The following is a 12603-nucleotide window of genomic DNA, read 5'->3' as shown; positions in this document are numbered from 1 at the left end:
TTTTCTTAGAATCTAAAGTGAGAGAATGCTTTGTTAGCTTCAGCCATTTTATGAGTATCTACTCTTCTTTTAACTGCAGCACCTTCTTCTTTGGCAGCAGCAAGAACTTCAGAAGCTAATTTCTGCGCCATAGATTTTTCGTTTCTCTTACGCGCAAAAGAAATTAACCACTTCATAGCAGTTGATACTTTTCTATCTGGTCTTATTTGCATTGGGATTTGAAAGGTTGCACCTCCAACTCGTCTACTTCTAACTTCAACGTGAGGCATAACATTAGAAAGAGCGTCTTTCCAAATTTCCAAACCGGTTTTTTCGTCGTCTTGTTTCTTTTCTTCTATAATTGCGATTGAATCATAGAAAATTTTAAAGGCTACCGATTTTTTACCATCCCACATCATCATGTTCACAAAACGTGTTACAAGCTGATCGTTAAATTTTGGATCTGGTAAAAGCGGTCTTTTTTTGGCCTGTCTTTTTCTCATTTCTTTACATTAAAAGTTTTTAATTACTTCTTAGGGCGTTTTGCTCCGTATTTAGACCTACGCTGGCTTCTACCCTCAACACCCGCAGTATCTAATGCACCGCGAACAATGTGATATCTAACACCTGGCAAATCTTTTACCCTTCCACCTCTAACCAATACTATCGAGTGCTCTTGTAGATTGTGACCCTCACCTGGAATATAAGCGTTAACTTCTTTTCCGTTAGTCAACCTTACCCTTGCTACTTTACGCATAGCCGAGTTTGGCTTCTTAGGTGTAGTAGTATACACACGTGTGCACACTCCTCTTCTTTGAGGGCACGAATCTAAAGCAGCCGATTTACTCTTCTTGGTTATCTGGGCTCTTCCTTTTCGTACTAATTGTGAAATTGTTGGCATAATTTCTTTTACCTAATTATTAATAAATTTAATCCCCTGTTTTTTAGGGTTTGCAAATGTAGAAATAAAAACAAATTTATCAAACTATAATGAATTAATTTTCAGAAGGATAATCTGAATGGCTTAAACATCTATATATTAATAGGTATAGATGAACAAAAATAACCGGGACTATAACAAGCTCATCTTCTTCTAAAAGGATTTTTTTGGATTTTAAACAAACTTTGACAACAAATCCCAAGAACTTTCTAATCTTTTAACATTTCAATCGTGTCGCTTTAACCCTTGACTCTAACCGATCTATGCACAAACATTAACATTTACTTAAAATACAGCTCCATTTTTAAAATCAAAAGTTTGTTTTATTAACCATTTATTAGCACTTTTGGCCTTGGCTAATTCAAACAAATTTAAAAATGAGAACAAAGTTTAGTAGTATTCTAACACTATTATTAGTGTTAGCTGTGCAAATTACTTTTGCACAAGAACGAACGATTACCGGTACGGTAGTCGATGAAGATGGGCTACCCCTTCCAGGTGTAACCGTTTTGATTCAGGGAACCAACACTGGTACCCAAACCGATTTTGACGGAAATTATTCCATTGGAGCCTCTGAAGGTGACGTATTGGTCTATTCTTTCGTTGGAATGGAAACCGCAGAATACACTGTAGCAAATAATGACACTATAGATGTCACATTAACCACAGACTCTGCCCAATTAGATGAAGTTGTTGTTACCGCTTTAGGTATTCAACGGGAAAAGAAATCTTTAGGATATGCAACCCAGGAAGTTCAGGGGTCCGAAGTTTCTGATGTACCAACACAAAACTTCATGAACTCACTATCTGGTAAGGTAGCCGGACTTTCTATTAAAAGTTCTGGTACAATGGGTGGATCTACAAACATTGTGATTCGTGGTAACGCTTCCTTAACAGGAAACAACCAGGCACTTTTTGTAATTGATGGTACTCCTATTAGTAATAACACACCAAACACAACCGATCAACAAGAGGGACGTGGTGGTTATGATTATGGTAATGCTGCCTCAGACATTAACCCAAATGACATTGAGTCTATTAACGTTTTAAAGGGTGCCGCTGCAACTGCACTTTATGGAGCAAGAGCTGCAAACGGAGCTATTATTATTGAAACTAAAAAAGGCTCTAAGAAAGAAGGAATTGGTATCTCTATCAATTCTACTTTTATGACTACTTCAGTAGATGACAACACTCTTCCTGTTTACCAGGATCAATATGGTGCGGGATATGGACCATTTTATGACACTCCATTTTTCAACACTTATGGAAATTTAGATCTTCCTGATGGTTTTGATCCTAACATTCCATTTACTCCTTTTACTGAAGATGCCTCATTTGGTGCTCCATTTGATGGACAATTAATTCACCAATGGAATTCTATTTACCCACAATTAGGCACTTATCAGCAAGCTACCCCATGGCAAGCCGCTGAAAATACTCCAAATGATATTTGGGAAAGAGGTTATACCGCTATAAACTCTGTAGCTTTAGATGGTGGAAGTGAAACCAGTTCGTTTAGATTAGGTGTTACTAACCTAAACAATCAGGGAAATCTACCAAACAGTAGAATTAAAAGAAACACTATCAAATTTAGTGGAACACACGAATTTACTGATAAATTTAGCGCAGGTGCCAATATAACTTATACTAAAACCGACGGTAAAGGTAGGTATGGTACAGGTTACGATTCGGAAAACCCAATGCAGTCTTTTAGACAGTGGAATCAGGCTAACGTAGATGTTTACGCTCAGAGAGATGCTTATTTTGAAACAGGACAGAATATCACGTGGAACCCTAACAGCCCACTTAACCGTACCCCAATATATTCGGATAACCCATATTGGACACGTTACGAAAACTTCCAGACAGATACCCGTAACAGGTATTTTGGTAACTTCAATCTTAATTATGAAATCAATGATGTATTTAGCGTTTTAGGACGTTTTTCTTTTGACACCTACGATGAAATACAGGAAGAAAGAAGAAATGTAGGAAGTGTTGGAGTTTCAAGTTACTCTCGTTACAACGGTAGAGCTGCAGAGTATAACTACGATCTTATTTTAAATGCCAATACTGATATTACTGATGGATTAAACTTTGACGGTAACCTTGGTTGGAACCTGAGAAGGAATAAAATGAACACAATTACAGCCGAAACTAACGGTGGCCTTAATGCTCCTAGTTTTTATGCATTAAGTAATAGTGTAGATCCAATTTTACCACCAGACGAATATGATGAAACGAGAATGATTGATGGTATATACGCAAGAGCCAGTTTAGGTTACTTAGACACTTATTTTGTTGAAGGTACAATTAGAAGAGACCGTTCTTCTACCCTACCGGCGGAAAACAATACATTCTACTACCCATCTATTTCTACAAGCGTCTTACTTTCAAACGTAGTGGAAGCAGATTGGCTAAGCTTTGCAAAATTAAGAGCTAACTATGCTGAAGTAGGTAACGATGCTGTTCCTTTTAGTGTCCTTAACACCTATGAGCTTAGTACGCCATTCGGAGGAGCCGGCGTTGCAGGAAACAATGAAACCTTAAACAATGAAAGCCTGAAACCGGAAAGAACAAAGTCTTACGAAGTAGGTATTGAAGCTAATTTCTTAGATAGAAGAATTGGATTTGATGTATCTTACTACAATTCTCAAACTGAAGATCAAATTACCCCGGTACCAGTATCGATGGCTTCCGGCTTTACAGAAATTTTCTTCAATGCAGGGACAGTTGAGAACAAAGGTTTTGAAGCTTCTTTACGTCTAAATCCAATTAGAACGGAAGATTTTAACTGGAATATGAATATTAACTGGGCGAGAAACCGTAGTGAGGTATTAAATCTTGCACAGGGAATTAAAAACCTTCAGTTAGCTGGATTACAAGGGGGAGTTTCTATTAACGCAACTCCTGGTGAGCCTTATGGTACTATAAGAGGTACAGACTATATCTATGACGACAGTGGTAATAAAGTTGTTGGATCTAATGGATATTACTTAACAACACCAAACTCTAACGAGATTATTGGTAATATTCTTCCAGACTGGACCGGGGGTGTACAAAATACATTCCAATACAAAAACCTTAGCTTAGGTTTTCTTATTGATGTTCAAAAAGGTGGAGATATTTTCTCTCTTGATACCTGGTATGGTCAAGCAACAGGTGTTTACGACCAATCTGTTGGGACCAATGATTTAGGTAATCCAATGAGAAATACATTAGCTAATGGTGGAGGTATTGTGCTACCAGGAGTTAACGAAAATGGAGAACCAAACAGTACAAGAGCAGACTTCTCTACTTATGCAAACCCTTATGGATATGCAAGAGATGCAAATGCAGGTCATGTTTATGATGCTTCTTTCGTAAAACTTAGAGAGGCTAATCTAACTTATGCTTTTGGTGAAGAAATGATAGAAAGACTACCATTTACAAGAGCTTCTGTTTCCTTAATTGGTAGAAACCTATGGATTATTCACAAAAATATTCCATATTCCGATCCAGAATCAGGACTTAGTGCCGGTAACGTTCAGGGATACCAATCCGGGGCATACCCTACATTTAGGGAAATAGGTGCAAGTCTTAAACTTAACTTTTAATAAATATTAAAATGAAAAAATATATATTAACTTTTATTGCTCTCGCAACACTTTGGTCTTGCCAAACTGATGAGCAATATGAAGATCTCAATAAAGATCCAAAAAATCCGACAGATGTAGCAGCAGATTTCTTGTTCACTAATGCTACTGTAGAGTTAACCAGCCAAATGGCTAATCCGAATGTTAACCTAAACATTTTTAGATTCGTAGCCCAATATTGGACCTCTACAACTTACTTAGATGAACCCAACTATGATTTAACCAACCGGGGTATTCCACAAAACCACTGGAATAGGTTATATAGATGGGTTATATTCAACCTGGAAGATGCAAAAACAAAAGTTCAGGAAGATGAAACACTTAGTGAAGGTGAAAAAACAGCCAGAATTGCTCAAATGGAAGTTTTAGAGGTTTATGCCTGGCAAATTCTTGTCGACACCTTCGGCGATATTCCTTATTCTGAAGCTTTTGGCACCTCAGAGAATATTGACCCAGCTTATGATGATGCCGCAACTATTTATGAAGATTTAATCTCAAGAATAGATGCTGCCAGCGGTAATTTAAGTGCAGGACAGGGCTTTGCTGGCGCTACAGATGCCATTTATGGAGGAGATATGGCTAAATGGGAAAAATTTGCAAATTCACTTCAATTGCGACTTGCTATGCAAATTTCAGACGCTGATGGTTACGAAATGCTTGCTCAAGAAACTGCCGAAGATGCATATTCTGATGGAGTTTTTGAAAGCAATGCAGATAATGCTACTTTAGAATTCCAAGCAGCACCACCCAACACCAATCCTCTTTGGGAAGATTTAGTTCAGAGTGGCCGTTCAGATTATGTTGCAGCTAACACCGCTGTGGATGCATTGAATGAATTAGATGACCCTAGAAGATCAGCTTATCTTGATGATAATTTATCAAGTGGTGAATACATAGGGGGTACGTATGGAGGAAGTAATTCTTTCCAAAATTATACTCACGTAGGAGAGGCATTTAGAGAACCTACTCACCCAGGAATTCTAATGGACTATGCAGAGGTTAGATTCCTTCTTGCAGATGCTGCCAGTGATGATAATAACTTTGCAGTAGGTGGTACTGCTGAAGAGCACTACGAAGCTGCAATAACTGCTTCTATGGAATATTGGGGTGTTTCTGAAGGGGAAATCGAAGATTACCTTTCAGACGGTGATGTAGCTTATGATGGTTCTGACGAGCAATTTGCCACTCAGTTCTGGTTAGCAATGTATGACAATCCTTTCCAGGGATGGAATGTATGGAGAAGATTTGATGCTCCTTCATTCAACCTTCCTGAAGATACAGGAAAAGAAGTGCCATTGCGCTACACTTATCCAGTTAACGAGCAAAACCTAAACAACGCAAACTGGAGTGCTGCTTCAGATGCTATTGGTGGAGATGATCAACAAACTCCTTTATTCTGGGATGAAGAGTAATTGGTAATTTGAACAATAACTTTAAAAAATATAAAATGAAAAACATTTTGAAATATATAAGCTTCTGCCTAATTGCAGTAGTTGGTTTATCGTCTTGCGAACCAGATGATAACGGATATAGAGAAGACCCAAGGGATGTAGGTGGCTATGCCTACCTACAAACCCAAAGCCTTACAGTATTTGATTACGATCAGGATTTAAGTATTGAATTATTTACCGACGAAGGTGTCACAGTAGAATCTGTGGAAATTATTGAAGACGGAAGTACTTTGACTACCGCCAATATTTCTGGAGATATGGCTACGTTTAATGCTGCTGATCTTGGATCATTTGCCGTAGACTCTACTTATTCAGTAAGAGTTCGTGCCAACCTTTCTAATGGTAATGTATCTGATGACCCAGCAACAATAAGTGTAGTGGAAGCTGTAGCTCTTGGAGATGATAATCCAGAAGAAGCTCCAATCAACAAATTAGATGACGTTGAGTTAGAATATAGTGTTAGCACTACTTCTGCCCCCATAGATGAAGTAAATCTTTGGGTGAAAAATGGAGAAGATGCTGAATATATGATGATTGAAGGTTTAGATCTTGCTACTGAGGAAGGATCTGTAAGCATGAGTGATTTTGATTACAGTGGTCTTAATCTTGAAGTTGGAGATGTTATTTTCTACCAATTTGAAGCTACACGCGGTGAATTAACCGAAGGTGCTGAAGGTGAAATAACAGTTCTTGAAGAAGAGGACGATTCTGAAGACGAAGATTAATTTCCATTTTTAAATAATTAAAAAGCCACCCAACCGGGTGGCTTTTTTTATGCTATAACTTTATTTAAATTTCATAACAAAGCATACCTTTGCCCTATGGAAGAAACTACGCGTATTTTTGGAATTAGAGCTGTTATAGAAGCAATCCAGGGAGGAAAGAGTATAGATAAGGTTTATGTACAAAAAGGTCTCTCAGGACCGTTATTCCAGGACCTAAATCATCTTCTTCAAAAAGGCAGTTATAATATTTCCTTTGTTCCCGAAGAGAAACTTTATAAACTTTCCAAAGGAAATCACCAGGGTGTGGTAGCAACCATCTCCCCAATTAAATTTGGAAATCTTGAGGAAACTATCGAAAAAATTCTTGAAGAAAAACCCACTCCCCTTTTCCTGTTGTTAGACCAAATTACTGATGTCCGCAATTTTGGAGCAATTATAAGGACCGCCGAATGCACCGGAGTTGATGCCATAATTATTCCTGAAAAAGGAGGTGCCCCATTAAATGCCGATACCGTAAAAACATCGGCCGGCGGAGTTTTCAACCTTCCTATTGTAAAGGTGAATCATATAAAAGATGCTGTTTTCTATTTACAATCTTCAGGGGTGCAACTTGTTGCCGCTACAGAAAAAACAGATGATACCGTTTATGATGTAGATTTTAATCAGCCTTCCGCGATAGTTATGGGTAATGAGGCTAAAGGAGTTTCAAATTCAATTTTAAAAAGTGTAGATAAGAAAGCAAAACTGCCTATGTTCGGGAAAATTGAATCTTTAAATGTTTCTGTGGCTTGCGGAGTCTTTTTATATGAAGCGATAAGACAAAGGCAAAGCTCTTAAAAGTGAGAGCGTGAAGTTATGATTTATTCTTTCTTTTCTTCTGATTTTTTATAAAAATAGCGATAGGTTATTTTATCAGAATTCTTATTAAACTGGGTATCGTCCTCCCCGTCTCGGGGATCCGTAGCTTCCTCTTCAATTTCAAAACGCCTTTCTATAAAATTCCCGTTTTCATCAAAATGTTGCATAAATAAATCTTCTTCCTCTTTATATTCAGGTTTTTCCCATTCATATTTAGGTGATTTAATGCTATTTTTCCTGTAAACAATAGATAAAATAAATCCGGAAATCAATCCGGAAAGATGCCCTTCCCAGGAAATTTCAGGATCAATCGGTGTGACATACCAGAGCATCCCGCCATATAGAAAAACCACTATTAGGGAAAGTGCGACTAAGCGATAATATTTAGAGAAAATTCCCTTAAAAAACAAGAATGTGGCAAGCATATAAATTATGCCGCTGGCTCCAATGTGGTTGGCAGGTCGCCCAATACTCCAGGTAAGAATTCCTGTAAGAAGCAAACCAATAATTAAAACCGGCCAGCTAATTTTTCTGTAGAAATAAAAAAGGGACATGGAAAGCACAAAAAGAGGAATGGTATTATTAAAAAGGTGCTTGATATCTCCATGAATAAACGGTGAAAATAAAATTCCGCGTAAACCTTTAACTTCTCCCGGGCGTACGCCAAAATTGTTAAAACTAATCCCAAAGCGAATTTCAAACCAGAAAACTATCCAGATAAGCAGCACAAAAAGGATGGGATACCCCAAAACGCCGGTAGTAAAAACAAATGGATTAGACTGTTTCAAAAGAATTAGTTTGATTTAATAGTACAAAAAAGAATCCATTTGTTAATAGATGACAAAGTGTTATTCAAATTACTAATTTTGTCAGATGAGCAAACCATTAGCAGAACGATTAAGACCACAAACCTTAGACGATTATTTAAGTCAGCAGCATCTTATTGGACCCAAAGGAGCCTTGAGACATCAGCTTAAACAGGGTATAATTCCTTCAATGATCTTTTGGGGACCTCCGGGTGTGGGAAAAACCACTTTAGCCAATATCATCGCTTCAACTTCTGACAGACCTTTCTTTACACTTAGTGCAGTTAGCAGTGGTGTAAAAGACGTTCGGGAAGTAATAGAAAAAGCTAAGAAAAGCGATGGTTTGTTTACCACTAAAAATCCTATTCTTTTTATTGATGAAATTCATCGTTTCAGCAAATCACAGCAAGATTCCCTTTTAGGCGCAGTAGAAAAAGGTTGGGTAACATTAATTGGTGCTACTACTGAAAATCCCAGTTTTGAAGTTATTTCGGCATTACTTTCCCGTTGCCAGGTTTATATTCTGAAACCCTTTAGCAAAGAAGACTTAGTGGCGCTTTTGGAAAGAGCAATGCGGGAAGATAAAATTATTGCTTCAAAGAATATAAAATTAAAGGAAACCGAGGCCTTGCTCAGGTTAAGCGGCGGCGATGCCCGAAAATTGCTTAATATTTTTGAACTTTTAGTTACTTCTTCTCAGGGCAACATTGAAATTACTAATGATTTGGTCTTTAACAGTGTTCAGCAAAACACAGTGCTTTACGATAAAGCCGGGGAACAGCATTACGATATAATTTCGGCATTTATTAAATCTATTCGTGGCAGTGATCCCAATGCCGCTGTGTACTGGCTCGCAAGAATGATTGAAGGCGGCGAGGATGTAAAATTCATAGCCCGTAGATTACTAATTTTAGCCAGTGAAGATATTGGAAATGCCAATCCAACAGCTTTGGTTATTGCGAATAACACCTTTCAGGCGGTAACCACCATTGGTTTTCCCGAGGCGAGAATAGTACTGAGCCAATGTGTAACTTACCTGGCCACTTCACCTAAAAGCAACGCGGCTTATATGGCTATTAACCAGGCGCAAAGTGCAGTAAAGAAAACTGGGAATCTTTCGGTGCCCTTATCTATTAGAAATGCACCAACCAAATTAATGAAAGATATTGGGTACGGTAAAGATTACAAATACGCCCACAACCATGAAAACAACTTTGTAGAAGCTGAATTCCTACCCGATGAAATAAAAAATACGAAGTTCTATGATCCCGGGAACAATCCGCGGGAAAATGCGCAGCGGGAATTTCTTAAAAAACGATGGAAAAGCAAGTATGATTATTGACTGGCCGAAGCTTTATAAACAAGTTTCACCGACTTATTTTCCTCGTTTAGATATTCTACTACCAGATTACCATCCTCGCCAAAATAAGCTACACCCTGGCGGGTTAGGGATTTATATAAAAAGCTATTTTCTCCACCTGATTTGGCTAAAACCGCAAAAGGTTCTTCGGAATTCTCCTGGAAAAAGGAATATCCTGAATCAGATTTTTCTAGAAAATAAGAAGTGCCATCTTTTTCAAATTCCAATTCTTTTGCCGACTCATTATCTATCATAGGATTTTCAACAACTACTTCGGCGGGTTCAGCTTGTTCGGTGGGAGCTGTTGCTGGAGTTTCAACGTCTTCAGTAGCTTCAGGAGCCCTGGTTTCGGGTTCGCTTTGTGCTACTTCAGCTTTTTCTGCTGCTTGTGGCTGTTTATCACTGGAAGGTGCAGCAGCTGAAACTTCACCCGGATTAAAACTGTAATTTAATTCTTCAATATCACTAAAAGCATTTCGCAAAGCTTCGTGATGTGCCGTTTTATAATCTTTTTCCCTACTTCGTCCTTCTTGGGTTTCATAAACAATGTTACCTCTACAATCTTCTAACTGAACTACCAGTTTGGTAACAAATAATCCGGAATTATCTTTCACTTTAGCGTTGAGTCCCAGGCAATAATTCTCCTGAAGATCGGCAGGTTTTTCTTCATTCTTCATCAATGTCTCAAACCCATATTTTTCAAAAAGAAATTTAGTGAGTGCGTTTAACTGAAATTGATTCTTTTCTTTAGAAAACTCAAACTCTTCAGGAACTATTACATATTTATATTGATCGAGATCTTGCGCGAGCATTGGAAATGAACAGACAAAAAAAGTGAGTATAAAAATTATTCTTTTCATTTAACTAATATTAATCATTAAAAATAAGTTGCATTCCCAGTTGCAGAGATGCACTGTGCGCTTTTGCCAAATTAGGGAAGGCCAGTAAATTATTGGCTGCCAGATAAACATTAAATTTATTAAAAGTTCTTGTATACATCAAGCCAATATTAGTTAAAGAATAATCGTCTAAAGAATAAGACACTTTAAAACGCTGATTGTTATTAATTTTTCTGTCCCAATAGGTCGTAAATGAGTACACAAAGCCTTTGGGCCGTTTTACTCCCCTAAGTTGTATTCCCAGCAAATTCATATACCTTCCTTTTTTCACGCTTAGGTAATGACAAGGTAAAAACGCAGGGCCAAAACCGTATTCCATAGCAAAGTTTGCCTTTATAGGTCGCCAGGTGGTGTAAGATTCATTGGTGGTTTCATCTCTAAGATTTCTATCTACTTCATCTTCAAAATCATCCCAGTAAGGTAATGCTTCATCATTTGCATCTAACTCAGGGAATAGTGGTTCTATCCCGCTGGTTTCATAAGCTCCAAAATACCTGTAATTCTCTACTTCATCGCGGTGAAAAACTGCCCCCAGATCCTGCACTGAACCTGAAAGAATAAATTGCTCGTGAAGAATATAAGAAAGGCCCAAATCCAGTCCAAAACCCACGTTTCCCCCAAAAAAAGACCGACTTAATAATTCGGCTGTGGCCTGGTCTACGGTCATCCCTTCCTCTTCTTTTAAAGGAGCAAAACCTGCGGTATTTATTAAAATATTCATATCTACAACTTCGTGATTGTAGACATTTCTCCCCTCTGGAGTGGTATACGTAGTGAACTTACCCGTATTGCCGGTGCTTTCGGCGTTAAAAATACTGGAATAAAATTTTGCTCTTGCTCCTACCGTAAGTCGGTTATCAAATTTATGGTTAATTCCCAGGTGATAGACCGTCATAATTTCACCGGTAAAAGAGACATCACTAAAATCGAAAGGTTCATTTAAATAATCGTTATTCCCTTCATTGGCCAGTATCGCGGGATCTTTGGGGAAATAAGAAAACACATCCAATTCCTGATAAATACCCGTAGAGAGGTAGTTTTTTCCATCTAATTTCCAACCCATAGAAAATATTTCCAATTGCTGATTTACAGAAAAATAATCCCTGGAATCCATATTGCGCATGGCTTCCTGAATTCGGGTATTAATATTTGTGCCATCATTGGCAAAAACATCGTAGAGATCCGCTCCCGTGGAACCGGCGGAAAGATGAATTTGAGAAAAAAACGGAATCCCAAGATGGCCGGTAAAATTTATTTGAGCGCCGGGATTACTCATTAAAGTCTGGGGCAAATCGTCTACATTAAACAGCAGCGGTTTGTTCTGGCCTACAACCGTTCCTGAAATAACTAAAAACAATCCTATAAGTCTCCACATCATTAAAATTCAAACGAAAAGAGGCCTTTGGAAGCGAAATCTAATTCCCCCTCAAATTTCGCTGATCCCGGTTGCACCTCTAATTCAACAACCATTTTTATAGTTCTACGTACTAAATGTATACGATCTTCTTCAATAAATTCAAATTGTTCTGTAGTTACGGGATTACCATCAACTCCCGGTTTTATAGTATAGTTTACCGCAAATTGTTCCCGGTTACCATCGGATAAAAATCTGATCTTACTTTCAATCTCGCGGGGAAAAGTATTTATATGCCTGAAATAAAATTCTACTGTGGTAAGATCTTCCTGAATATAATCGTCGTCCAGGAATTCTAAGCGAACTGTATCACTAATATGGGTTTTAAGATTTCCCGTAGAAGGATCTTTGAATTGAGATTGATCTATATCGTAGATAAGAAGATCTATTTGTACATCGGGACTTAAACTAATTTCTTCTCTTTGGTCAAGATCCACATCTTTTACGCAACCGCATAACCCGCCCGTTATAAGCATTACGCCTATACTTCTTAAAAGAAATTTTAAAAGTAATTTCATTAGGCACGGCATTAGGTT

General features: G+C 37.9%; 11 protein-coding genes. 5 read left to right on the top strand and 6 right to left on the bottom strand.

The window, feature by feature from the left end; all coding sequences use genetic code 11:
* Positions 1-5: 5 nt before the first annotated feature.
* Both rpsG and rpsL read right to left on the bottom strand, forming a co-directional pair.
* Complete coding sequence (rpsG, locus tag B5X53_RS09220; RefSeq protein WP_079712953.1) at positions 6-482, bottom strand: 30S ribosomal protein S7; 477 nt, start codon at positions 480-482, stop codon at positions 6-8.
* Between the two features lie 23 nt (positions 483-505).
* A complete protein-coding gene (gene rpsL, locus B5X53_RS09215; protein WP_037319203.1) occupies positions 506-880 on the bottom strand; it encodes a 30S ribosomal protein S12 in 375 nt (124 codons plus the stop codon).
* A gap of 416 nt (positions 881-1296) precedes the next feature.
* Here rpsL and B5X53_RS09210 point away from each other — a divergent pair, with 416 nt between their 5' ends.
* The 4 genes from B5X53_RS09210 (at position 1297) to rlmB (ending at position 7567) form a co-directional block, all read left to right on the top strand.
* Positions 1297-4515, top strand: a complete 3219-nt coding sequence (locus tag B5X53_RS09210; protein ID WP_079712952.1) for a SusC/RagA family TonB-linked outer membrane protein — start codon at positions 1297-1299, stop codon at positions 4513-4515.
* 11 nt (positions 4516-4526) lie between these two features.
* Positions 4527-5966, top strand: coding sequence for a SusD/RagB family nutrient-binding outer membrane lipoprotein (locus tag B5X53_RS09205; protein WP_079712951.1), 1440 nt, complete (start codon positions 4527-4529; stop codon positions 5964-5966).
* Positions 5967-6001: 35 nt separating this feature from the next.
* Positions 6002-6730, top strand: coding sequence for a hypothetical protein (locus B5X53_RS09200; RefSeq protein WP_079712950.1), 729 nt, complete (start codon positions 6002-6004; stop codon positions 6728-6730).
* A gap of 96 nt (positions 6731-6826) precedes the next feature.
* Positions 6827-7567: a 23S rRNA (guanosine(2251)-2'-O)-methyltransferase RlmB gene (gene rlmB, locus B5X53_RS09195; protein ID WP_079712949.1), complete on the top strand. Its 741-nt coding sequence runs from the start codon at positions 6827-6829 to the stop codon at positions 7565-7567.
* Positions 7568-7590: 23 nt separating this feature from the next.
* On the opposite strand, the gene B5X53_RS09190 is transcribed toward rlmB, so the two are convergent.
* Positions 7591-8376 (bottom strand): rhomboid family intramembrane serine protease, encoded by a 786-nt coding sequence (locus B5X53_RS09190; RefSeq protein ID WP_079712948.1) that lies wholly within the window; start codon positions 8374-8376, stop codon positions 7591-7593.
* A gap of 85 nt (positions 8377-8461) precedes the next feature.
* Here B5X53_RS09190 and B5X53_RS09185 point away from each other — a divergent pair, with 85 nt between their 5' ends.
* A complete protein-coding gene (locus tag B5X53_RS09185; protein WP_079712947.1) occupies positions 8462-9736 on the top strand; it encodes a replication-associated recombination protein A in 1275 nt (424 codons plus the stop codon).
* Here the strand turns inward: B5X53_RS09185 and B5X53_RS09180 are convergent.
* Genes B5X53_RS09180 through B5X53_RS09170 form a run of 3 tightly spaced genes read right to left on the bottom strand, consistent with a single transcriptional unit; the run spans position 9730 to position 12585 of the window.
* Entirely contained in the window at positions 9730-10614 is an 885-nt protein-coding gene (locus B5X53_RS09180; protein WP_079712946.1) for a hypothetical protein, read from the bottom strand. The genes B5X53_RS09185 and B5X53_RS09180 overlap by 7 nt on opposite strands.
* Positions 10615-10624: 10 nt before the next feature.
* Positions 10625-12031, bottom strand: a complete 1407-nt coding sequence (locus tag B5X53_RS09175; protein ID WP_079712945.1) for a DUF5723 family protein — start codon at positions 12029-12031, stop codon at positions 10625-10627.
* Positions 12031-12585, bottom strand: coding sequence for a hypothetical protein (locus tag B5X53_RS09170; RefSeq protein WP_079712944.1), 555 nt, complete (start codon positions 12583-12585; stop codon positions 12031-12033). Before B5X53_RS09170 ends, B5X53_RS09175 begins: the two co-directional genes overlap by 1 nt.
* Positions 12586-12603 lie beyond the last annotated feature (18 nt).

The sequence above is a fragment of the Salegentibacter salinarum genome, assembly GCF_900168115.1.
GTDB lineage: Bacteria > Bacteroidota > Bacteroidia > Flavobacteriales > Flavobacteriaceae > Salegentibacter > Salegentibacter salinarum.
The sequence above is the reverse complement of the archived record's forward strand: the minus strand, read 5'-3'. Positions and strand labels throughout refer to the sequence as shown.

Coding starts and splice junctions, on each gene's coding strand:
- rpsG (WP_079712953.1), bottom strand. CDS start 482: ATGAGAAAAAGACAGGCCAAAAAAAGACCGCTTTTACCAGATCCAAAA.
- rpsL (WP_037319203.1), bottom strand. CDS start 880: ATGCCAACAATTTCACAATTAGTACGAAAAGGAAGAGCCCAGATAACC.
- B5X53_RS09210 (WP_079712952.1), top strand. CDS start 1,297: ATGAGAACAAAGTTTAGTAGTATTCTAACACTATTATTAGTGTTAGCT.
- B5X53_RS09205 (WP_079712951.1), top strand. CDS start 4,527: ATGAAAAAATATATATTAACTTTTATTGCTCTCGCAACACTTTGGTCT.
- B5X53_RS09200 (WP_079712950.1), top strand. CDS start 6,002: ATGAAAAACATTTTGAAATATATAAGCTTCTGCCTAATTGCAGTAGTT.
- rlmB (WP_079712949.1), top strand. CDS start 6,827: ATGGAAGAAACTACGCGTATTTTTGGAATTAGAGCTGTTATAGAAGCA.
- B5X53_RS09185 (WP_079712947.1), top strand. CDS start 8,462: ATGAGCAAACCATTAGCAGAACGATTAAGACCACAAACCTTAGACGAT.
- B5X53_RS09180 (WP_079712946.1), bottom strand. CDS start 10,614: ATGAAAAGAATAATTTTTATACTCACTTTTTTTGTCTGTTCATTTCCA.
- B5X53_RS09175 (WP_079712945.1), bottom strand. CDS start 12,031: ATGATGTGGAGACTTATAGGATTGTTTTTAGTTATTTCAGGAACGGTT.
- B5X53_RS09170 (WP_079712944.1), bottom strand. CDS start 12,585: ATGAAATTACTTTTAAAATTTCTTTTAAGAAGTATAGGCGTAATGCTT.